The organism is Pseudoalteromonas sp. 31A1 (assembly GCF_011378815.1).
Classification (GTDB): Bacteria; Pseudomonadota; Gammaproteobacteria; order Enterobacterales; family Alteromonadaceae; genus Pseudoalteromonas; species Pseudoalteromonas arctica.
On sequence record NZ_WTKY01000028.1, the window covers coordinates 1 to 23,472 of the forward strand.

19 protein-coding genes and 1 rRNA gene are annotated in these 23,472 nt (G+C 39.6%); 13 read left to right on the forward strand and 7 right to left on the reverse strand.

All coding sequences use genetic code 11. The features are described from left to right. Positions 1-144 precede the first annotated feature (144 nt). A 5S ribosomal RNA gene (gene rrf, locus GQR52_RS18395) occupies positions 145-259 on the forward strand. 538 nt (positions 260-797) lie between these two features. Further along, positions 798-1,721: a glutaminase B gene (gene glsB / locus GQR52_RS18400; protein ID WP_007584683.1), complete on the forward strand. Its 924-nt coding sequence runs from the start codon at positions 798-800 to the stop codon at positions 1,719-1,721. A gap of 37 nt (positions 1,722-1,758) precedes the next feature. Here the strand turns inward: glsB and GQR52_RS18405 are convergent, their stop codons facing one another. Then, positions 1,759-3,063, reverse strand: a complete 1,305-nt coding sequence (locus GQR52_RS18405) for an inosine/guanosine kinase (protein WP_010554383.1) — start codon at positions 3,061-3,063, stop codon at positions 1,759-1,761. Positions 3,064-3,241: 178 nt separating this feature from the next. Here GQR52_RS18405 and tadA point away from each other — a divergent pair, with 178 nt between their 5' ends. Beyond that, positions 3,242-3,757, forward strand: coding sequence for a tRNA adenosine(34) deaminase TadA (gene tadA, locus GQR52_RS18410; protein ID WP_101162827.1), 516 nt, complete (start codon positions 3,242-3,244; stop codon positions 3,755-3,757). Between the two features lie 2 nt (positions 3,758-3,759). On the opposite strand, the gene GQR52_RS18415 is transcribed toward tadA, so the two are convergent. Beyond that, positions 3,760-3,927, reverse strand: a complete 168-nt coding sequence (locus GQR52_RS18415; RefSeq protein ID WP_007584688.1) for a hypothetical protein — start codon at positions 3,925-3,927, stop codon at positions 3,760-3,762. Between the two features lie 163 nt (positions 3,928-4,090). Then, entirely contained in the window at positions 4,091-5,617 is a 1,527-nt protein-coding gene (mltF, locus tag GQR52_RS18420; protein WP_165729378.1) for a membrane-bound lytic murein transglycosylase MltF, read from the reverse strand. A gap of 211 nt (positions 5,618-5,828) precedes the next feature. On the opposite strand from mltF, the gene purL reads away from it, so the two are divergent. The 4 genes from purL to GQR52_RS18440 all read left to right on the forward strand — a co-directional run bounded on the left by purL (position 5,829) and on the right by GQR52_RS18440 (position 12,839). Beyond that, positions 5,829-9,719 (forward strand): phosphoribosylformylglycinamidine synthase, encoded by a 3,891-nt coding sequence (purL, locus tag GQR52_RS18425; RefSeq protein WP_165729379.1) that lies wholly within the window; start codon positions 5,829-5,831, stop codon positions 9,717-9,719. 128 nt (positions 9,720-9,847) lie between these two features. Next, a complete protein-coding gene (locus tag GQR52_RS18430) occupies positions 9,848-12,298 on the forward strand; it encodes a YdbH domain-containing protein (RefSeq protein ID WP_165729380.1) in 2,451 nt (816 codons plus the stop codon). Positions 12,299-12,300: 2 nt separating this feature from the next. After that, positions 12,301-12,498, forward strand: coding sequence for a YnbE family lipoprotein (locus GQR52_RS18435; RefSeq protein ID WP_165729381.1), 198 nt, complete (start codon positions 12,301-12,303; stop codon positions 12,496-12,498). Positions 12,499-12,509: 11 nt separating this feature from the next. Then, a complete protein-coding gene (locus GQR52_RS18440) occupies positions 12,510-12,839 on the forward strand; it encodes a YdbL family protein (RefSeq protein WP_165729382.1) in 330 nt (109 codons plus the stop codon). Between the two features lie 61 nt (positions 12,840-12,900). On the opposite strand, the gene GQR52_RS18445 is transcribed toward GQR52_RS18440, so the two are convergent. Next, positions 12,901-13,449 carry a DUF1415 domain-containing protein gene (locus GQR52_RS18445; protein ID WP_165729383.1) on the reverse strand — a complete coding sequence of 183 codons (549 nt, stop codon included), beginning with the start codon at positions 13,447-13,449 and terminating at the stop codon, positions 12,901-12,903. After that, positions 13,446-14,759 carry a lipid IV(A) 3-deoxy-D-manno-octulosonic acid transferase gene (gene waaA, locus GQR52_RS18450; RefSeq protein WP_165729384.1) on the reverse strand — a complete coding sequence of 438 codons (1,314 nt, stop codon included), beginning with the start codon at positions 14,757-14,759 and terminating at the stop codon, positions 13,446-13,448. The genes GQR52_RS18445 and waaA overlap by 4 nt, the downstream gene beginning before the upstream one ends. Before the next feature lie 182 nt (positions 14,760-14,941). Here waaA and GQR52_RS18455 point away from each other — a divergent pair, with 182 nt between their 5' ends. Beyond that, entirely contained in the window at positions 14,942-15,532 is a 591-nt protein-coding gene (locus GQR52_RS18455; protein WP_024611243.1) for an SIS domain-containing protein, read from the forward strand. Continuing rightward, entirely contained in the window at positions 15,532-16,971 is a 1,440-nt protein-coding gene (gene hldE, locus GQR52_RS18460; protein WP_165729385.1) for a bifunctional D-glycero-beta-D-manno-heptose-7-phosphate kinase/D-glycero-beta-D-manno-heptose 1-phosphate adenylyltransferase HldE, read from the forward strand. Before GQR52_RS18455 ends, hldE begins: the two co-directional genes overlap by 1 nt. Positions 16,972-17,069: 98 nt before the next feature. On the opposite strand, the gene GQR52_RS18465 is transcribed toward hldE, so the two are convergent. Beyond that, on the reverse strand, positions 17,070-18,587 hold the full coding sequence (locus tag GQR52_RS18465; RefSeq protein WP_165729398.1) for a capsule assembly Wzi family protein: 1,518 nt from the start codon (positions 18,585-18,587) through the stop codon (positions 17,070-17,072). 211 nt (positions 18,588-18,798) lie between these two features. Between GQR52_RS18465 and GQR52_RS18470 the strand changes: the two genes are divergently transcribed. Continuing rightward, positions 18,799-19,869 (forward strand): glycosyltransferase family 1 protein, encoded by a 1,071-nt coding sequence (locus GQR52_RS18470; protein WP_165729386.1) that lies wholly within the window; start codon positions 18,799-18,801, stop codon positions 19,867-19,869. Further along, on the forward strand, positions 19,869-20,957 hold the full coding sequence (locus tag GQR52_RS18475; RefSeq protein ID WP_165729387.1) for a glycosyltransferase: 1,089 nt from the start codon (positions 19,869-19,871) through the stop codon (positions 20,955-20,957). The genes GQR52_RS18470 and GQR52_RS18475 overlap by 1 nt, the downstream gene beginning before the upstream one ends. Here the strand turns inward: GQR52_RS18475 and GQR52_RS18480 are convergent. After that, a complete protein-coding gene (locus GQR52_RS18480; protein WP_165729388.1) occupies positions 20,947-21,672 on the reverse strand; it encodes a 3-deoxy-D-manno-octulosonic acid kinase in 726 nt (241 codons plus the stop codon). The two genes, GQR52_RS18475 and GQR52_RS18480, sit on opposite strands and share 11 nt — an antisense overlap. Before the next feature lie 122 nt (positions 21,673-21,794). Here GQR52_RS18480 and GQR52_RS18485 point away from each other — a divergent pair, with 122 nt between their 5' ends. Then, positions 21,795-22,853 carry a glycosyltransferase family 9 protein gene (locus GQR52_RS18485; RefSeq protein WP_165729389.1) on the forward strand — a complete coding sequence of 353 codons (1,059 nt, stop codon included), beginning with the start codon at positions 21,795-21,797 and terminating at the stop codon, positions 22,851-22,853. Beyond that, on the forward strand, positions 22,853-23,416 hold the full coding sequence (gene gmhB / locus GQR52_RS18490; protein ID WP_165729390.1) for a D-glycero-beta-D-manno-heptose 1,7-bisphosphate 7-phosphatase: 564 nt from the start codon (positions 22,853-22,855) through the stop codon (positions 23,414-23,416). The genes GQR52_RS18485 and gmhB overlap by 1 nt, the downstream gene beginning before the upstream one ends. Positions 23,417-23,472 lie beyond the last annotated feature (56 nt).

Here is a 23,472-nt window from a genome sequence, read left to right on the forward strand (position 1 = left end):
CCATGCCGAACTCAGTAGTGAAACGAAACAGCGCCGATGATAGTGTAGCATTTGCTATGTGAAAGTAGGACATTACCAGGCTTCAAATTCAGTCGAAGGACTTTAATCTTAATAATTAAAAATAAGAAAATTGAAAAGAATTTTCTTGGTGACAATAGCGTTTTGGACCCACCTGACTCCATGCCGAACTCAGTAGTGAAACGAAACAGCGCCGATGATAGTGTAGCATTTGCTATGTGAAAGTAGGACATTACCAGGATTTAATTAAGAGAAACCCGTTACAGCAATGTAACGGGTTTTTTGCTTTTTGAAATTAGTAAAACTCAGCATACTAAGAGATGATACGATTAATAATAGTGTAGTATTTCACTGTGATTCTCTACCGCTGTAGGCACTACGACATCCTACTGCGTAGCGCACCGACTTCACATTGTAGAGCGCTCGAATTTAAGATTCGGGCTTTTTTATGTCTGCAGAAAAGTGAAGTACGCGCAATTAACACCCACTCACATCAACACCTATCACGTAGGTCGGGCGAGCGTAGCGACTCCCGACGCTAAAATCATAAAAACCTCTGCTCGACAATGAGTTCGTAGCATTTGCACTGTGACTCTCCACCGCAGTGGGCATCATGACATTACCAGGATTTAATTAAGAGAAACCAGATACAGTAATGTGACGTTTTTTTCTATTTAAATTTAGTAAAATCTCACCGTTAAATTCGACAACAAAACTAGGTGCACCTAATAGCGCGTGTTAAAATCCAATTTTTATAAATGACGATATAGAGGTCTAGATTGCCTACAGCTGATTACCAAAAGGTGCTTGATGAAATAGCACATGAAGTACGCCCTTTATTATCACAAGGGAAAGTAGCTGATTATATACCGGCGCTTGCCGAGGTTGATCCAGAACAATTTTCTATCGCTATTTATACAACTGATGGTGAAACTGTATGTGCGGGGGATTGTTCTCAACGCTTCACTATTCAATCAGTTTCTAAAGTTATGACACTTACTATGGCACTACAGCGTTATGGTGATGAACTTTGGCACAGAGTCGGAAAGGAACCCTCAGGTACAGCCTTTAACTCGCTTACACAGCTTGAGTTTGAAAAGGGGATTCCTCGTAACCCATTCATCAATGCAGGCGCAATTGTAACGTGTGATGCGTTATACAGCCGCTTATCTGCGCCAATGCATTCTATGCTCGAAACTTTCAGGTTATTAGCTGGTAATAGAGGCATAGTAATTGATAAAAAAGTCGCTAATTCAGAGTATGAGTTCAGGCACCGAAATGCTGCTATGGCACATTTAATGAAGTCGTTTGGTAATTTTGAAAACGAAGTTGATGATGTTTTGTGGGCTTACTTTAACTTTTGTTCTATTGAGCTCAACTGTATTGAATTAGCAAAAGCTTATAATTTTTTAGCTAATAAAGGTGTTGATAATCGATCGGGCAATCGTGTTTTAAGTAGTCGTCAGAATAAACAGCTTAATTCGCTTTTATTCACGAGTGGTTTATATGATGCTGCGGGTGATTTTGGTTACAGAGTGGGCATGCCAGGTAAGTCGGGAGTGTCAGGAACTATTTTAGCTGTACTACCAAATAAGTTTACTGTAGCTGTTTATTCTCCGGGGCTTAATTCGTTTGGTAACTCCGTTGCAGGAATAGCAGCATTAGAACTGCTATCTAAAAAGCTCGATATTTCTATTTTTTAGGAAATCGATAGGGAGCAATAATTGCTCCCACCGTTATTTATTGTTCCCAATAAACTTGTTCTAAACAATCTTCACGTTCAGGTAAACCACGAGATAAACGCGGAGAGTGCTGAACTAATACTTCATAGCTCGCTCGGTTAGCATATTTACTAATTTGCGATAGTGACGAGTAAGTAATAGCTTGTTGCTGATGTTTAGCTGAGTTTGCCACATTAAGCTTATGGTAAACATTCGCTGACAAATCATGTAGTACAGCCGCAAGTGCGCAGTCACCTGCACCATTGGTGTTTTTTATTGAATCAGGTCCACCCATAAATGGGGCCGTATGACTGTATGCTCTGATAGGTTCATCACACTCATCTTTACGCATAGCTCGTGAGAATTCGTAACGGTTAAAATCAGGTATGGCGCCTGGTAGTAACGGGTATTCGGTTTCACGCTTTAAGCTTTCGTCTACGTAGCCGGCCATAAATAAGCCTTTTTCGCCAGCGGTACAAATAACTAAGTCTACCCAATCAAGTGCTTTATCAGCAGCTAGAAGAGGATCTTCAAAACCTGTAATAGCTAAACCTTCTTCTTCGTTCATAGCAAGAATATCAACATGCTTTTCAACAAAGTTTGCCCACCAAGTAGGGTCTTGTTCAATTAAGAACTTAGTACCGAGTGTTAGCACAACTGGCACACCTGCGTCATTAGCGTATTTTACCGCTTGCATAGTGGCTTCAGTCATTGTTTCGCTACCTTGAGTACGCATAAGATAGGCACTAATCACTAACGCTGATGAATTCTCAATAAGGTCTTTATCGATAGATTCAGGACGTAAGTGATTCATTAGGCCTGCACTTATTGCAAAAGTACGCTCACCGGTTTCATCAATTAATGTAAAACAACGCCCTACAGGCCCATCAACTGGTTGAAGGTAGTTTAAGTCTACACGGCTTGAGGTATTACATAAAAAACGGTAAGCGTAGCTACCTATTTTTATATTTTCGCTCATTACGCCTAATAAAACTGAGCGATCATCTGCAAGTACAGAGTAGTTGTGCATAGTGTTACCAATGGTTCCACCGGCAAACTCAAAATCAACCATATTGTTTAATTTTAAACGATCGTATAAGGCGTTTGTTGTATCGCTATCAATAACTTGCGACATCCCTCTACGTAGTTGAAATTCGTCAAGGAAAGCTTGATCAACTTTTGCCTCTATATCAACAACGATCTGATCGATACCCGTAATATAACTACGTTGTAATCGCTCTGTTGCGTTAAGTTGATTGGTAAGTGGATCTTTGGCTTCCACTGGAAAATAATGTTTATGCCTGCGGCGTCCAGGAAATTTCATTTGCTACCCGTGTTGTGAGCTAAATAAAAAAAGCGTGAGATTATAGCGTAAATCAGCACGAGTGAGCCATTACAAACGGGTAAATATTGTTTTATTTTTGGAATAAAGTAATGAATGGCGCACTTTAGAGTGCTAACTAGGTATAATTACAGTATAAAAGGTTATTTAAGTAGAAATAATGAACGAACCATTTGATGATTCCTACTGGATGGAACAAGCGCTTTTGTATGCAAAGCAAGCAGAGCTGCTTGATGAAATTCCGGTTGGAGCAATTGTAGTCAAAGATAACCAGCTAGTTTCAGTCGGGTATAACCGCTCAATAACGGATAATGACCCATCTGCCCATGCCGAAATGATTGCAGTGCGAGAAGCTGGAAAAGTCCTTAACAATTACCGCTTAATTGATTGCACCCTATACGTAACGTTAGAGCCATGTTCTATGTGTGCGGGATTGTTAGTGCATAGCAGAATAAAGCGTTTAGTATTTGGAGCAGTCGATGCTAAAACAGGGTCTGCGGGTTCAATTATGAATTTATTACAAGAGCCTAAGTTAAATCATCAAGTTGAGGTGTGCGGTGGTGTTTTGGCACAGCTGTGCGGTGATACTATTTCGAATTTTTTTAAACGTAGAAGAGCGCAAATTAAAGCAGCTAAGAAAGCTGCTCGTGATGAACAAATAAATAAGCCTAACTAGAGTTAACTAGCGATTGGCTCTATTTCTGATTCGGCCATTTGCTGCATAGCAAACATTCGGCGACGCCAGATGATTTTTTTGTGTAGTTTTCGCAACATAACACGACGACGTGTGGCCGTTGAATAAATGACATTGCGTTTTAATCTTTGTGTGCGTCTACGTTTTAGCATGTTTTCTCCTAATGCAAGAGTGAGAAAGGCACGGGTATATCTTATAAAATAATAATATACAATTAACACACATTAGTGATCATTTGGTGACAAGTAAACAGATATTTAATTTACTTAAATTTTGCTTACTGACATACTCAATAAACGGGTACTTATATTAATCTTAGCCATTGTTTTCACTCGACTGTTCGGGTTCGATTATAGGTTGTTGTTTTTCTGTTTGAGCTTCATCTGCCTTACTTTTTACTTCACTTTTCACTTCACTTTTTTCGTTTAGCTTTAGCTTTAGCTCAGTATCAGTGCTCAACTCTGTAATTGGTTTTGGCTCAGGCTCTGCAGCAATAGCATCATTTTCATCTAGCCAAACAAGTGCATCGTAATAGCGACGAATATTATCAACATATTTAACAGCTACATCGCCTCGGGCATAACCGTAGCGAGTTTTACGGTAATAGCGCTTTTTAATTAATAGTGGTAGGCGTTTTTTTACATCAGCCCATTTGTCAGGGCTTGCACCTTGTTGCTCGGTAATTATACGTGCGTCGTTAACATGTCCCCAACCTACATTATATCCGGCCAGAGCAAGCCATGTACGGTCGGGCTGCGGGATACGGTCAGGAATGCGTTTAATAAGCTTGCTTAAGTATTTAGCGCCACCACGAATGTTTTGCTCTGGCTCTAATCGGTTAGTAACACCCACTTGTTTGGCTGTACTGCGAGTTAGCATCATGATGCCGCGCACACCTGTTGGTGATTTAGCGCGAGGATTCCACATAGATTCTTGATAGCTTAGTGCTGCTAATAATCGCCAGTCAAGGCTACCTGCATATTGTTCAAACCATGGCTGGTATGTTGGTAAGGTTTCTTTAATTGCTTCGATATAAGCAAGGGTATTTACATAATTAAATTGGCGTACGTGACCAAAATACTTTTCTTCGAGTACGTAGAGCTGGTTACTTTGCTTAACGTCACCAAAAAATGGCACCAATAACGCATATAAAGAGTCGTCATCTGATTTATTGAGTATCCATGCAATAGGGTCGTTATGGCTAACTGAAAAACCGATGCTTAAATTGGGGTGATAACGGCGAAACAACGATAATGTATGTGTATCGGCTAGGGTGTAATCTATCTCGCCATCAATAACCGCTTGAAGTAATTCTTCTTCATCAAACTCTTCGCTCTCTATCCAGGTAAGGTCTGGATTGTTCTTCTTCATTTTTTGTAGAGTAAGCGAGTGGCTACTTTTAGCTATAACAGTAAAGTTACCGTCTAAATCGTCAAACTCTCGAGGACGAACGCGACCTTGCTTATAAACTAATTTTTGGCTAATTGTTCTGTAAGTTGGCCCAAAGCGGTATTGCTCTGCACGGGTTTTATTATAGGTAAGTCCTGACGCTATTAAGTCTAAATCACCGCTTTCAAGGCGTTCAAACATGTCAGATAAGTTAAAGAAAGGGACTATTTCAAGCTCTACACCTAAATATTCAGCGAAGGCTTGAGATAACTCATATTCAAAGCCTTGCTCACCTTGAACGGCTTGATAATAATTACTAGCACTCGCAAGGGTACCCACACGTATTTTATTGTGTTCTTTTATTTGGGCGAGTTGAGTTGGCTGCTCTTGCATATCGCATGCACATAACAGCATAACTAAAGTAATGATTATTATTAGTTTTTCTTTGAACATTGAGTGCCCCTTAAGCTCGCCAGTCACCGTTATAGCAAAACTAAGCCATCGCGTCACTTTACCTTTTATTTTATTAACCAAAAGAGGCTATAAATAAAGCTAAAAAGTTAATTTTATGAAAAGCGTAATTTTGAGTTAAATCTGAATGCTAATTGGACTATAATGCGTGCCTAAAATATCGTTCAATCCCTAACCCCGGATGAAATTACCTATGTTGATCCTTCGTGGTGCACCAGCACTGTCAGAGTTCAGAGTTAATAAAATTTTAGCGCGTTGCCAACAATCGCAACTTCCAGTCACTAACGTATACGCCGAGTATGCTCACTTTGCCGATTTAACATCGCCGTTGAGTAGCTCCGAGCAAACCAAGCTTGAAAAACTATTAACTTACGGTCCAACTATTGCTGAGCATACCCCAGCCGGCAAACTTGTACTTGTTACACCTCGCCCAGGTACCATTTCACCTTGGGCATCTAAAGCAACCGATATTGCCCATAACTGTGGTTTAAAACAGGTTCACCGTGTTGAACGCGGTATTGCTTATTATGTTGAAGGTGACTTAAACGCAGAACAACTTGCACAAGTAATTGCGTTATTACACGACCGTATGACCGAAGCCACGCATAGTGAGCTTGAAGATGCTGCACAACTGTTTCGCAGTGATGTACCGCGCCAAATGTCGTCTGTTGATATTTTAGGTGGCGGACGCGAAGCATTAGCAATAGCCAATGTTGAGCAAGGTTTTGCCCTTGCTGATGACGAAATAGATTACTTGGTAGAAAACTTTATAAAGTTAGGACGTAACCCTAATGATATCGAATTGTTTATGTTTGCACAGGCAAACTCAGAGCATTGTCGCCATAAAATATTTAATGCTGACTGGACAATCGATGGAAAAGAGCAGCCAAAATCGCTGTTTAAAATGATTAAAAATACCTTTGAGCTAAATCCTGAAAATGTATTGTCGGCGTATAAAGATAACGCGGCAGTAATGAAAGGCTCAAAAGCGGGTCGCTTCTTCCCAAATGCGCAAGGTGAATATGCGTATCATCAAGAAGACATTGAAATATTAATGAAAGTTGAAACTCATAACCATCCAACAGCTATTGCGCCATTCTCTGGTGCAGCTACGGGCTCTGGCGGTGAGATTCGCGATGAAGGCGCAACAGGTCGTGGCTCTAAACCAAAAGCTGGTTTAGTTGGCTTTACGGTATCAAACTTACGTATTCCAGGTTACGAGCAACCATGGGAAAGCGATTTTGGTAAGCCGAGTCGTATTGTTAACGCGCTTGATATTATGACAGAAGGTCCACTGGGCGGCGCTGCATTTAATAATGAGTTTGGTCGTCCTAATTTACTAGGTTACTTCCGTACTTACGAAGAAAAAGTAACAAGCCATAACGGCGAAGAAGTACGTGGTTACCATAAACCAATTATGCTTGCTGGCGGTTTAGGTAATATTCGCTCTGATCATGTTCAAAAAGGGGATATACCTGTTGGCGCTAAATTAATTGCGCTAGGCGGACCTGCAATGAACATTGGTTTAGGCGGTGGTGCTGCATCAAGCATGGCTTCAGGTCAATCAAACGAAGATTTAGATTTTGCTTCTGTACAACGCGAAAACCCAGAAATGGAACGTCGTTGCCAAGAAGTTATCGATAAATGTTGGCAGCTAGGTGACGAAAACCCAATTGCATTCATCCACGATGTAGGCGCTGGCGGTTTATCAAATGCGTTTCCTGAGCTTGTTAACGATGGTGGACGTGGTGGTAAGTTCCAATTACGCAGCATCCCTAACGATGAGCCAGGCATGGCACCACACGAAATTTGGTGTAATGAATCACAAGAACGTTATGTACTCGCTGTTGGCGTAGAAGACTTTGATCGCTTTGAAGCAATTTGTAAGCGCGAACGCGCTCAGTACGCAGTTATTGGTGAAGCAACCGCTGAACCTCACTTAACCGTGTCAGACAGTCACTTTAAAAATGACCCCGTTGATTTACCGCTGGACGTATTATTAGGTAAAGCACCTAAAATGCACCGCGATGTAACGTCAAAGCAAGTTGTTGGTAAAGCGCTTGATACTACATTAATAAATGCAGCCGATGCAGCGCAGCGCTTAATGCGTTTACCAGCCATTGCAGAAAAAACATTCCTAATAACAATCGGCGATCGCTCAGTTACTGGCTTAGTGGCGCGCGATCAAATGGTCGGTCCTTGGCAAGTACCTGTTGCTAACTGTGCAGTAACTGCGGCAACGTATGACACTTATCACGGTGAAGCTATGTCACTTGGTGAGCGTACTCCTGCTGCATTACTTAATTACGGTGCATCTGCTCGTTTAGCGGTGGCTGAATCGTTAACTAATATTGCCTGTGCAAACATTGGTAGCCTTGAAAATATTAAGTTATCAGCAAACTGGATGGCAGCAGCGGGTCACCCAGGTGAAGATGCGGGCTTGTATGAAGCAGTTAAAGCCGTAGGCGAAGAACTTTGCCCTGCGCTTGGTTTAACTATTCCAGTAGGTAAAGATTCTATGTCGATGAAAACGACATGGAAAGATGAAGGTGACTCACAAGAAAAATCAGTAACATCGCCGCTTTCATTGGTTATAACGGCATTTGGTCGTGTTGACGACGTACGTAAAACAGTAACTCCAGAACTGCGTACAGATAAAGGCGATACATCGCTTATATTAGTTGATTTAGGTGCGGGTAAAAACCGCATGGGCGCATCAAGCCTTGCGCAAGTTTATAAGCAATTGGGTGATGTAACACCTGATGTTGATAGCCCTGAGTTATTAAAAGGCTTTTATAACGCAATGCAAGCGCTAGTGGCTGATAGTAAGTTACTTGCTTATCATGACCGTTCAGACGGTGGTTTATTTACCACGGTTGCTGAAATGGCGTTTACGGGTCATACCGGTGTAACGGTTGATTTAGCAGATTTAACAGGCTCTGACATTGAAGCGCTTTATAACGAAGAGCTAGGTGCAGTAATTCAAGTTGCAAATAGTGATTTAGATGCAGTAAATGTTGTGTTTGAACAACATGGTATTGCAGCAATTACTCACAACATCGGTACACTTAATAGCGACGATACGATTATATTTAACCGTGGCGAAAACACGGTGCTTAATCATACGCGTACTGAGCTTCGTACTATTTGGGCTGAAACAACGTATCAAATGCAAGCGCGTCGTGATAACCCCGAGTGTGCTAAGCAAGAGTTTGATGCAAAATTTGATGTAAAAGATCCTGGCTTAAATGTAAAACTAAACTTTGATTTAAACGAAGACATAGCAGCGCCATACATTGCAACCGGTGCTAAACCGCAAATGGCTATTTTACGTGAGCAAGGTGTTAACTCTCACCTAGAAATGGCAGCAGCGTTTAACCGCGCAGGTTTTGCAGCCGTTGATGTACACATGAGCGACATTTTAGAAGGTCGTTTAACACTAGAGCAGTTTAAAGGTTTAGTGGCATGTGGTGGCTTCTCTTACGGTGACGTACTTGGTGCGGGTGAAGGTTGGGCTAAGTCTATTTTGTTTAACGACATGGCACGCGATCAGTTCCAAAACTTCTTCCATCGTGAAGATACCTTTAGCTTAGGTGTATGTAACGGTTGCCAAATGTTATCAACGTTAAAAGAGTTGATCCCTGGCACTGAGCACTGGCCGCGTTTTGTAACTAATAAATCAGAGCGTTTTGAAGCTCGCTTTAGTTTAGTTGAAATACAAGAGAATCCATCTGTGTTCTTTAACGGAATGGCTGGCTCACGTATGCCAATTGCGGTTTCTCATGGTGAAGGTCATGCTGAGTTTGCAAACGATGCCGCAACTAAGGCCGCGCTTAATAGCGGCACTGTAGCGGTTAAGTTTGTAGATAACTACGGTAACCCTACAACGCAGTACCCAGCTAACCCGAATGGTTCTCCAGAAGGTATTACCGGTATTACCTCTACTGATGGTCGCGCAACTGTAATGATGCCGCATCCAGAACGCGTATTTAGAAGCGTTGCTAACTCTTGGCATCCTGATGAATGGATCGAAGATAGCCCGTGGATGCGTATGTTCCGTAATGCACGTAAAAATGTAGGTTAATTACATTTGCGTTTATACAAGTTAGATTCATAATCTAGCTGTAAAATAAAAAAGGCTGCATTGTGCAGCCTTTTTTGATTAGTATGCTTTTTGCACCAAGTTAAAAGCACAAAGCATGTAAGGATAGTATGTTTAAACGAGTTGGTTTAATTGTTGGGGCTATATTGCTAAGTATCTTGCTGCTTGGTTATGTATTTCGTTTGCCTTTATTACAGTGGGCTATAGCGCCTGAGCTTAAAAAAGCAGGCATTACGTTAAGTTGTCTCGACTTTTCAATTACGTCTGAGCTAAATATCTATGCTGATAAAGTGTGTGTGAATTATCAAAATCAACAGTTACAACTTACTGGTATTACTGCAAATATAAAACGTATAGATATTAAAAATGCTGTGCTAACGGTTAATCCTTTCCCTAAAAACGATAATGCTAATCAACTTGCTAAAAATCTTGATTTAGCGCTTCCTTCAACCCGTCCATTAATCAGCATTAAACAGCTTGCAGTAAAAAGTGATCAGCTCAATAAGCCACTAAAAATAAGTATATTGGAACCCACACTAAATCAGTTTAATGTCACTGGTGATATAAACGCGAGTGCGATTTTGACTGCTGATAAAGTAAGTGGTCAGTTTGCAGTAAATGACACTCTTTTAAAGCAAGTTATAAACACTAAAAACACCTTAATAGCTTGCGTTAATTTTAATACTCAGCAAGCGTTTAGCTTTGACGGTATAGAGCTTAAATTAAATGGCGATATTAGTGCCCAGTTTACTCATACTTATGAGCAATGTCAGGCCAACGTATTAACCACTGGCAAGTTGGCAACTCATTTTAATTTAAACAGCCAAGCGTTAATGCTTAATACCGATTTGCTTAATAACAAAATTAATTTAACGCCAAGTTGTGCGAATTTAATTTCACCGAGTGAATACGCAGGTTTTGTCAGCAATCAAGTTCCTTTAAATTGGCAACTTAAACTCCCTCAATCAATTCGCTTAAAGGATAGTGAGCTGAGCTTACCTGCAATTAATTTGGTGAGTGAGGGCGTTAAGCAATTTGATATTTTAATGACAGATACAGCAGTTAATATTAAATCGCCACTTGAAAACGTACAGACAAATTTATCAGCTCAAATAAGCACACCCGATATAAATAATTTCAGCGTTAATGCTCAGTTAGTGGGCACTACGATTAAAGGCGATTACGCGGTTGCGCTTGAAAGCTTGCCTGAATTTGTTCCTGCAACAGCGAATGGGCTTAGCCTTGGTGGTCACTTTGATATAAGTGAGTTTATTGACTCAAAACCAGTTGGGCTTATAAATGCTAAATTAACGCTCAATAGTGTAGATGCGTTTGATATAAGCGCAGTGCAATACCAAGGTGATTTAACTGCAAAAATGGATAAGCAGTTAAACGCAGAAGTAACATTAACGCATCAATTTAAAAGCGCACAATATAAAAAATTTAAAGCAACGGATATAAGTAACACATTAACAGCAAATGCTAATTTAGGCGTGGGCGAGTTATTTGCCGAGTTAACAGCAAAAACGAATATAAAGGCTGTTAATAGCCCTGACATAAAACTTAATAATATAAAAGTAGAGTCTAATGGGCTACAAAGCCGTGCACTAAAAGCCACTCATCACGCATTTATAAACGATGTCGAGTTAGTGATAAATCATCATGTATCGGCGCAAGCTAATCCGTTTGAAGTCATTATTCCTGAACAAGGTGTGCTGCCATTAAATGCATTTATTAGTCAATTTGAACCACTTGCGCAATTAACCGAGGGTAAATTTAATGGCTATATTAGTGGTGATGTAAACTTGCAAAACGCTTCATTCAATATAGGGGTTACTCACATAGGTGCACTTTATAACGATTACCTTGCGAGTGATTTGAATAGCGTATTTAGCGGGCAATATAATTCAGGTAAGCTTAATGTAAAACCAACTACCTTTAATTTAAATGAATTTAGAGCCGGTGCTGTTGTAAAAAATATTAAAGGGCAGTGGCAAGTTAACGATAATAGCGCTCTAGTAAACGATATAACGGGCGATGTATTTGGCGGCGAATTTTCGTTAGATACCTACACAGTAGGGAAGCCAAATCAAGTCGCTAATGTTAAGTTTGAAAATATTGATGCGAGTAAACTCGTTACACTCGATGATAAGTCGGGCATTGTATTAACGGGACGCTTAGCAGGCGCGTTGCCAGTCCACTTTAATAGTGGTGAAATTGAAATAATTGATGGCAGTTTATTTAGCCAAGGCACAGGTAATTTAAAAATTACTAATAACGCAGCGTTTGATTCGGTGATGCAGCAACAGCAAGAGTTGCAACCTGTGTTAGGATTATTAACAAATCTAGATATTCAAAAGCTAAATAGTAGTGTTGCACTAAAAAGTGATGGTTGGTTAAAACTCGGTGTTAACTTACAAGGTTATAATAAAGCAGAGCAGCAGCAAGTTAACTTTAACTACAATCATGAAGAAAACGTATTTACACTTTTACGCGCATTGCGTTTAAGTGACGAAATTACACAAAAAGTTGAGCAACAATACTCACAAAAAGGAAACTAATAATGAGACAGTCGTTATCGATAAAAGTACTGCTCGCGCTGGGTGCTATTAGCGTACTAAGTGCCTGCACGCACCGTGTTGAGGTGTCTGCAAAAGAGCCTATTACAATTAATTTAAATGTGAAAGTTGATCACGAAATTCGCGTAAAAGTAGACAAAGAACTCGACAGTTTATTTAGTGACGACAGTGAGTTATTTTAAGGAGTTAGAACATGAATACGAAGAAAAAATTAAATATTATTACATTACTTAGCGCTGTATGTATGTCGTTCTCTGTGTGGGCTATTAGCCTTGATGACGCCAAAAACCAAGGTTTAGTCGGTGAGGATAGCTCTGGTTATTTAGGGCTTGTTGTACAAAATGAAGAAGCAAAAGCGGTTGTTGATGACATAAATGCAAAGCGTAAAGCGCAGTACTTAAAGCTGGCTAAAAAGAATAACTTGTCACTTTCACAAGTAGAGGCACTCGCCGCTGCCAAAACAATTGAAAAAACCCAAAGTGGTCATTACGTTGAAGTAAATGGTAACTGGGTTAAAAAATAGCGATCCCAGCTAGCTTTACTTTGCTAAAGCTAAGAATAAAATCAAGAATAAAACCGAGCCTCTAAGCGCTCGGTTTTTTACAGCCTTCGAGTAACTGCTGCCAAAAATCAATACCCTTACGCCTTGCTAGGTTTATATTATGCTCTGGAATAGATTCAGGCTCGTTATAACTATCAAGCGCTTCGCTCATACTTGCTTCGCGGATTAAATGCAGAGTAGGAAAAGGCGCTCTATTTGTGTAGTTTGCGGCATCGGTTTCATCACTGTCGGCAAATACGTAATCAGGATGAAAGTTAGCAATTTGATACTTGCCTTCAAACCCTTGCGCGACTAAAAGCGCATTAGCTAAATCGACCAAGTCTAAAAAGTCTTCAAAATCACTAAAGCCGTTATCAAACATGATAAGCGTTGTTTCGCGCTCTGGTTCACGGTCAAGCTCAACACATTGCTCAAGCATATCCATTACGGCGTCATCCATGCTCGTTGCTGGGCTTACGATGTAATGAATACAATTATTTTCTACTTCTTTGCGGGCAAACGGGCAAAAGTTATATTTAACAATAACAGATGATACCCATTCGCGGGTTTGGCTTATAGCTATGTTGGTCACGGTTTTGGCTCTAAATATTGGTGAATAATGGTAAGTGTTTTTTGTATTGCACCTTGGTTTTTAGCTACGCATTGCGCGGCTTTAATACCTAAGGTTTGGCATGCTTTTGTGTTTTGGCTAAACGTTATGAGCTGCTTTGCTAGTTCGTCGTTGTTATCAACCATTACGGCGCCTTTGAGCTTTATTAGCTCGGGATAAACATGGTCAAAATTATATGTGTGTGGACCTGTTATTACACCTACCGAAAACGCCGCTGATTCCAGTGGGTTATGCCCACCTCTGCGAATTAAGCTGCCACCAATAAAGCTTACATTTGCAGCGCCATATAAACACTGTAACTCACCAAGCGTATCAGCAAGAAGTACTTGTTCATTGTTGTAGTTATTTTGGCTACGACGGCTAAAACTAAGTGGGCTTTGTGTTAAAAGCTCTGCCACTTTATCAAATTGCTCTGGATGGCGCGGAGCAATTATAAGTAATGCATTCGGTTGTTTTTTTAGTAACTCTTGGTGAGCTGCCAATACTAATTCATGTTCTACAGGATGTGTTGAGCCTGCAACCCATACAAAGCGCTCATCATTGATGTGTTCAGTACTACTATTTTTATTAATACTATAAAGCTGTTTAAGGTTGAGTACTTTGGCTAATTGCTCTTCACTTGGTGTTATATCAAATTTTATAGAGCCTGTTACATAGCTTTTTGAAGTTTCGAGACCAAGCTCTATAAAACGCCCCGCATCTGCCTTGTTATGACTCGCAAGTACTGTAATTGAGCGCATAATAATATGCGTTAATTTAGCGACCTTTTGATAGCCTTGCTGCGACTTTTCAGAGAGTCTTGCATTGATAACAAGTATCGGTATATTTTTTTTGTGACTTATCGCCATTAAATTTGGCCATAGCTCGGTTTCTAAAATACATAATGCTTGTGGCTTAATACGCTTTAAAAATCGGGCTGTCGCAAACGGAAAATCAATTGGTAAGTAGCTACACGCAACAGTATTTTTAAATTGGTTAAGTATTTGCTCTCTGCCTGTTGGGGTATTACAGGTTATAAGTATATTTAAATTTGGATGCGCTTTTTGAAGCGCTTTAATAAGCGGCGTTGCGGCAAGTACCTCACCAACAGACGCACAATGAAAAACTAAAGGCTTGGTTTTAGTCGTAAATAAAGACTTACTGACAAACCCAAAGCGCTCTTTAAAGTGTGCACGATAGCCTTGGTTTTTTTTACCTCGTAAAATATAGAGATAAAATACAATCAGTGGGCTAATAAAAATTAATGCTAAGGAGTAAAAAATGCGTGCCATACTGATCATTCTTAAAGGGAAGTGGCGTTAGTTTACCGTGAAATAGCCGTTTTCTAAACATACTCGCAATAAAATATGGTCTGGGTTCAGTTATAACCCGATAAAATGCACACAATTAAATAAAATTATGGAATAATGGATTTAATTTTTCCCTGCTATTTCAGTTCCTAGAGGAATTTTTCATGTCAATTATCGATTCAGTGGCAGCTAGCTACGTTGAAACATTAAACCGTCATCAAGCATTATTTGAAACGATGGAAGCTTATCATCAAGAATCTATGCAACTGTTAGAAGCATGTCACAGTGCATTACAAGCGGGTGGCAAGATTGTTTGGTTTGGTAACGGCGGTAGTGCAGCCGATGCGCAGCATTTAGCAGCCGAGTTTGTAGTGCGTTATAAATTAGAGCGTGGTCCGCTTGCCTCAATGGCATTGACTACAGACACATCAATTTTAACTGCACACAGCAACGATTATCACTTTGATACGGTGTTTGAACGCCAAGTTCAAGCGCTATGTAAACCAGAAGATTTAGTTATAGGTTTAACCACATCAGGTACTAGTAATAATATTAATTTAGCATTAGAAGCTGCAAATAAACTAGGTGCTTTTACAGTGGCATTAACTGGACGTGATGGCGGTAAAGTAAAAGATATTGCTAAGTTACCTATCATTATAAAAAATGACGAAACAGCACGTATCCAAGAAGCTCACATGTTTATAGGTCACTGGTTATGTGAAGCCATGGATATGGTTGTTGCGGAGCAGCAGTAATGGATTTATCGTTATTAAAAAACTTATCAGCGGCACGAATATTAGTTGTTGGCGACGTAATGCTAGACCGTTATTGGTATGGTGATACAGGTCGAATTTCGCCTGAAGCGCCAGTACCTGTTGTTAAAGTAAGTAAATTTGAAGACAAAGCGGGCGGCGCAGCTAACGTTGCAAAAAATATAGCGCGGTTAGATGCAAAAGTTGGCTTACTGGGCTTAATTGGTGAAGACGAAAGCGGGCAGATTTTAGAGACTATTTTAAAAGGTGAAAAAATAAGTTCACAATTAGTCAGTGTATGTGATTTACCGACTATTTCAAAAATGCGTGTTATTAGCCGCCACCAACAACTCGTTCGTCTTGATTTAGAAGAAACATTTACCGAGCAACACAGTCAACTTTTATTAAACCGTTTAGAGCTTGTACTTGATGAATACGATTTTATTGTGTTCTCTGACTACAGTAAAGGATCTTTAAGCTTAATTAAAGAGATGGTAAGCCTTGCTAAGGGCGCCGGAAAAACGGTTTTAATCGACCCTAAATCGCCAGATTTACATTTATATGAAGGTGCTGATTACATTACGCCTAATTTACATGAGTTTAAGTTAGCGGGTGGTCAAACCGATTCAGAAGAAGCTTTAGCAGCAAGTGCGCGTGATTTAATTAGCAAAAATGGCATTAAAGCCATGTTGCTTACGCGTTCTGAGCAAGGTATGTCGTTAATTAATGCAGATGAAAAGTTTGATTTTGCAGCACAAGAGCTTGAAGTAAGCGATGTGACTGGGGCCGGTGATACGGTTATAGCTACACTCGCGGTTATGCTTGGTGCGGGCATGGAACCTAAAGATGCAGTCGAAATTGCTAATTTAGCGGCAGGTATAGCGGTTAGTAAATTTGGTGCAGCTACAGTTTCGCCAGAAGAGTTAAGTCGTAAGCTTGGTCAGTATTTACATACTACTGGTGAGCATTACCAAACACCATTTGATGATGTACTTCAGCATATTGAATTTGCAAAACAAAACGGTGAAACCATTGTATTTACTAATGGCTGCTTTGATATTTTACATGCTGGGCATGTGCGTTATTTAGCACAAGCTAAAGCGCGAGGCGATAGACTCGTTGTTGGATTAAATAATGACGAATCTATTACGCGCTTAAAGGGAGCAGATCGTCCTATTAACCCACTAGATGAGCGTGCAATGGTGCTTAGCGCACTTTCATCAGTTGATTGGGTTATTCCGTTTGGCAGTCTAGATGAAAACGATACTCCCGCTAAATTAATTGAGCAAATAAGCCCTGATATTTTAGTTAAGGGTGGCGACTATACCGTAGAGCAAATAGCAGGTGCTGAGCATGTACTTCGCCATGGTGGAAAAGTTGAAGTGCTTGAATTTTTAGATGGATGCTCAACATCAAAAGTAATTAGTAAAATTAAACAGTAATTACTGATTTAGTTTGCTAAAAAATACAAAAAAGGGATGAAAACACTGTTTTCATCCCTTTCTTACTTTTAATACGTTACTTTATTAAAAGTAACGTATTAAAAGTTATATTCGTACTTAGCAAACGCAGAAGTATCGTTTTCAGCACCGTCGTTGTTAGACGCAAAAGCACCTAAAGTGACGCGTCCTCCCATAGAAAGCATTCTGTAACGAAGTTCTAATTGCTTAGAGTTAAACCCTGTTTTAGTAATAGAATTGCCTAAATCTGGGTTGTTAGGGTAAAGGTCCCTGTTATCGCTGTTGTAATCAACACTACGTAATTTTACCTGCCAATCGTTTCCATTAGATAACTGACCTAGCAGAGTTAAAACGACTGATTGTGCATCGTTATCGTAGGTTGAGCCAATTGTACGACCATGGTATCGGTAGCCTGATCTATAAGCCGACAACTTATCATCATGCTCATAGTAACAATTTTCAACTTTTGATTCAGCTTGGCATGAAACACCAGTATCTATATATTCAACATTTACTAATATGTTCTGAGCGTATATGCGTTGTGTTGTTTGAATACCAAAAAGATATGCTCTGTCGGAAGGCTTAAATTGAGAGCTTGCGTCTTCACCTATAGTGCTAATGTAGATTGCATATGGGTGTGTTAACAAGGTATCAGACCAGCGCATATCAATACCAGCCAGTTGATTACCTATTTTTGACTCAAATTGACTGTCACAGCTGTCATTACCATCTGTGCAAGTTGTTTGGCCAGTTATAACATCAATAAAATCACCCGCAGAGCTAGGTTGTCCATCGCCAGCCCATTGTGCAGACCAGCTAAGTGCAATTTCTAACTGTTGAATAGGGCGAAAATTAACACGAGTACTCCACAGTAAAGCATCAGGTATAACACGCGTAGACTCAAGTTTAGCCATTTGTGCAGTAAAGCTCCATTGACCAATCCAGCTCAGCCATGGTGTCTCGAAAGCAGTACTTTTTTCTCTGGTAACACTTAGTGCAGGTAAAGGTTTCGCATTACCTGACATAATTAAGCTGTTATCAACACCAGGTCCCCAAAATTGTTCAACAGCACCGGCTCTAAAAATCCAGTTACCTAAACGGTAAGCTAAGTAACTATCATCAAGTGAGGTATCGTTACAATCGGTTAAAGCTTGCTCGTTGGTAACTATATCGTCAGTCGTTTTTCCATCAACTAAACACTTTTTACCGTCTTTTCTATAATTTATAGCTACTTTAGCTGCAAAGTTATCGCCTAAATAAGCGTAAGCTGCAGAAAGCTCTGTTTCTTGAGTATTTGTTGCACCAAAGCTTGTTGCTATGATTGGATCTGTGGCTGCAAAAGCTGATAATTGAAGACTATGTGAGCTACTATTTTCTGATTTATATCGATGTTTAACGCGAAGTAAAGCATCTTGTAAGCTTGGAGATAATTGCTCCAGCGGCATACTTTCCACATCGCTTATAAAACTTTTCCACATAAGCGGATAGGTAGTTACAGGAGCTAAAATAACACCGGCATCAGCTAATTGTTGAATATCAGCTCTTAGACCATAATCATCGGGTTTTACCCATGGCTCAGCATTAACTGATGCGCTCATAGCGCAAAAAAGAGTAGAAAGTAGAAAAATTCTGTTTCGCAAAGTTCAGATCCTTGTGATTAAGATTGCGGCTAAGTTTATCAATCTAAGTCAGCTATTGCAGTAAATAATCAAATTTATAGAGTTAATTTAATATATTAAAATGTAACCTGTCTATCGTAATAAGTATCTGATTGATATACTGGAGCTCAAATAGGACATTGAGAATGCAATGAGCAACAAACGACTTTTATTTATTCCAGTATCATCACCGGAAGGCATTGGTGAATATATGCGCTCGTTGTTGTTGGCTCAAAGTTTACAGGCAGAACTTGCAGATTCTCTCGATATTCACTTTATATTAAATAAGCATACAAGCTACGCAAAAGATTGTCCTTTTGAAGCCACACTACTCGAACACTCAGCGACTAAAGAGCTTGATTTTGTTTGCGACTTTATAGAGCAATTTAAACCTGATGTCGTTGTTTTTGATTGTGCAGGACGTGCAGGGCATATGAAGGCGGCTAAAAAGGTAGGCGCTAAAGTTATATTCATTTCTCAGCATGCAAAAAAACGTGCTAAAGGCTTAAAACTTAACAGAATTAATTTAATTGATACACATTGGGTTGTACAGCCTGATTATTGTATTGAGCCACTTACATGGGCTGAAAGTACGAAGTTAGACATGTTTCCCTTGGCACATCCTCGAAATGTAGGTCCTTTTGTTACATTTGCCTCTTGCGCGCAAAAACGTGATGTTTTAAATCGCTATAACTTAGTATCGGAAGGCTATTTTATTGTAAATGCTGGCTCAGGCGGACATGTATTAAATAACCTTAATTGCGCTGATGTTTACTTTAAAGCCGCGCTTAAAATTACTAAGCACACTGGTTTAAAAGCAGTTGTTGTGTTTGGTCCCAATTATAAGAAAGCCATTCCTGAAAGTGATGAGGTTACTTGTTTAGCAAGTCTGCAAAGTACTGATTTTTTGGCATTAATGAGCCAAGCTAAAATCGCATTACTTAGCGGTGGAGATACTTTACTGCAAGCAATTGCAGTTCAAACCCCCGTTGTGGCATGTGCTATCTCAAAAGATCAAAATACACGTTTGGATCATTGTGTTAATGCAGGTGTTGTCATAAAAGCAAATCTTGATATTGATGAAATCACTACGAAAATAGCTCAAGTTATTAGCGAGCCTTTCTATAATGAATTCGTTGCTAAATATAGCCAACTTGATAATACACATAGTTTCGATGTGATCACTAATGGCATAAAAAATATGCTTATAGGGGATCGCTAATGAATATAGTGATTGTAATTGATTCCCTTGTGGGTGGTGGTGCTGAAAAAGTAATGCTTACCCTTGCTGAGGAAATGGCCAAGTTAAAGCACCGAATCACTATTTTGTCTCTTGCTAACTCTATTGAATATAATATCCCTGAAGTACTTAACGTGGAGAGTTTATTCGCACATAGGGCATCAAAAGTAGATCGATTTTGGCAGCGTAAAAATAGCATTTTAACACTACAAACTTGGTTTGAAAAAAAACAAAGCGAGCTGGGCAATATTGATTTAGTGCTTTCTAATCTTGATAGAAGTAATAACTTGCTCGCGCGTAGTAATATCAAAAATGTTCATTTTGTTATTCACAACTCAGTTAATGCAGAACTTGCACGTCAAAAAAAGTTAGGTCCATTTTCATACTTATATCTTAAAAAAAGTAAGCAAAATTTAAATGGTAAATCACTTATTTGCGTATCAAAGGGTATTGAAAAAGAAATAACACAAGGGGATTTAATTAACCCAAGTGCTATTATGACAATTTATAACCCGTTCGATTTTGAAAAAATAAAACAACAAGCAAATGAGCAAAATAACAATATTCCCAATGAGCCTTACTTGATTCACGTAGGAAGGCTCGCCAAACAAAAGCGCCACGATATATTATTTTCAGCATTTGCAAAGCTTGATAAAAAATACAAGTTAGTTCTTTTATGTAATAAACCTGCAAAAGCGTTAAAGCTTGCACAGCAATATGGCATAGAAAAACAGTTGGTAGTACCTGGGTTTCAACAAAACCCATATAACTGGATTAAGCAGGCTGAAGCATTATTGCTTAGTTCTGATTTTGAAGGGTTTGGGAATGTAATTGTTGAAGCTTTGGCTGTGGGCACCCCCGTAGTTAGCACTAATTGTACATTTGGACCAAGCGAGATATTAACAGGCGAGCTAAGTAAATATTTAGTACCTGTTGGACAAAGTGAGGCATTAGCCAATGCCATTAAGCAGGTGCTAGCAGATAAGCCAAATGTAGAAAACGCAGATATTCTAAAACAAGTGCAGGCAGAGCACGTTGCTCTGCAGTATTTAGTATTGGCTATACATTAGCTAGCGCTTTAAGGTAGTTGCTGTGCAGAGTTTGCCAGTCACTCGCGTGCCAATTAAATGTCTCGTTTCGACCTTGTTCTTTTAAAAATGAGCGCTCAAGTCGTTCCATATTACTTTGTTGCCACTGCACATTAGGCATTTTTATTTCACCTCTATCAAAGTCGATAATGTACACATCACCAGTATCATCAAACAAAATGTTATTAATGTTTAAATCGGCGTGATAAACACCTTTTGAATGAAATAGCGCGATTGTTTTAGCTATGCGCTCCAACTCATCTTCGGTCAATGGGCGTTCAATTAATATATCGAGTACGCTTTTAGCGCCTTTAACAGCCTCGGTAATAATATCCCCACGATAAATTAATCCGCTGCGGGTTACTTTAGCTGCAATAGGGGTTGGTACGTTTAAACCAAGCTCTATAAGTTTACTCATTAAGCTAAACTCTTTATACACACGGGTTTGTTCAAGCCCTGGATATAAATATTGATCGCTTAGCAATTTACCCACTAAGCCACCGCGCCAATAATGCCTAAGTACGGCTGTTAATTCGTCTTGTTTAAAAAACCACGCAGTTGCTCGGCCCTTTTTAGCGCCCACAATTTTATTTCGTTGTTGCCAATAATTTGCATCAAACCAATCGAGAGTAATTTGGCTCGTGTATTTAGGGTGGCTTAATACAGTGTGATTGCCTTGCACGTGTTGTTTAAACATAGCTCTGCGTAATTGCTAAATAATATGCCTATATTAGCGCGTTTTAAAGCTGAGGATAAGTGCTTGCAATAGCGTGATTATAATTTAAGATCGGCTTTTGTATTTAATACCTAAGGGAATGTGTGACTCAAGCTCCTAACTATTCATCTATTTGTATATTAAGACTCTCAGCCATTGGCGACGTATGTCATGGTGTGAGTGCTGTACAAGCCATTCAAAAAGCACACCCTAATGCAAAAATCACCTGGGTTATTGGCAAAATAGAAGCCATGTTACTTGCTGACTTACCTGGTGTTGAGCTGGTGGTATTTGATAAAAAGCAAGGAAAAGCCGCACTTAAAAGCTTAAAGCAACGCTTTAAAGATCAACAGTTTGATGTACTACTTAACATGCAAGTTGCATTAAGGGCTGGATTTTTAGCGCATTGTATTCCTGCAAAAGTAAAAATAGGATTTGATTGGGCGCGTTCAAAAGAATTGCACAGCTTGTTTATTAATAAACGAATAGCCCCAGAAGCTCAGGCGCATGTGCTTGAAGGCTTTAAAGGTTTTGCAAAAGCCATTGATGTAGCTGATTATAAACCGAGTTGGGACATGCCATATACAGAGCAAGACCAAGCGGTTGCTGATGAGTTACTAACACCAAAGTACCTAACTAATAAACTATTTGTAATATCGCCAGCAGCAAGTAAAGCACAGCGCAATTGGCTCGCTGATCGTTATGCAGCATTGGCTGATTATGCAAATGAGCAAGGCTTTAAGGTGGTATTGACGGGGGGGCCAACAGAACTTGAAATTAACCTAGCAAATAGTATTGTTGAGTATAGTAAAACACCTATTTTAAATTTAGTGGGTAAAACGAAACTCAAAGAGTTGTTGTGCGTGTTAAAGCGTGGCAGCTTAGTGCTTGCGCCCGATACGGGTCCTGCACATATGGCGGTAACTGTTGGTACGCCGGTTATTGGTTTATATGCACATTCAAACCCAGCACGAACAGGCCCTTACTTATATCAAGATTACGTGGTTGAGGTTTATCACCAAAATTTGCTTAAGCAAACAGGTAAAACGGCTGAGCAAGTGCCGTGGGGTACGCGCGTTAAAGGCGATGATTTAATGAGCCAAATTACGGTTGATGATGTAAAAGCGATGTTTGATCATGTTGTACAAAAAGAGTCTTTGTAATGAATGAGCAACAAAAAAATAAAGCGCTTTTTTTAGACCGAGATGGTGTGGTAAATGTTGATCATGGTTATGTTTATCAAAGCGAAAAGTTTGAATTTATTGACGGTTTTTTTAATACCTGCAAAACATTTTATGATGCAGGTTATAAAATTATAATCGTCACTAATCAATCTGGAATTGGTCGAGGTTATTACACCGAAGTTGATTTTTTAGCACTAACTGATTGGATGAAAGCCCAATTTAGCGATCACAGTATTGAAGTTGCCGATGTGTACTTTTGCCCTCATCACCCTAAAAAAGCACTACCAGAATATTTAAAACAATGCAGTTGCAGAAAGCCTGCACCAGGTATGTTATTACAAGGCATACAAGAGCATAACATCGACCCTGCTTGCAGCATTATGGTGGGCGATAAACTCAGTGACATGCAGGCAGCGCAAAAAGCGGGTATTACGACTCGCGTTTTAGTTCGCTCAGGTCAAAGCTTTGACGAAAGCGCCAAGCAAGAGGCTGATTTAATTATCGATTCTATAAACAGTTTATCTGCACTTTTAAAGATATAAATAAACTAAACAGATTAGCCTGTAAACTGGCAGGAATTCCTTCCAGTTTAGGGCGT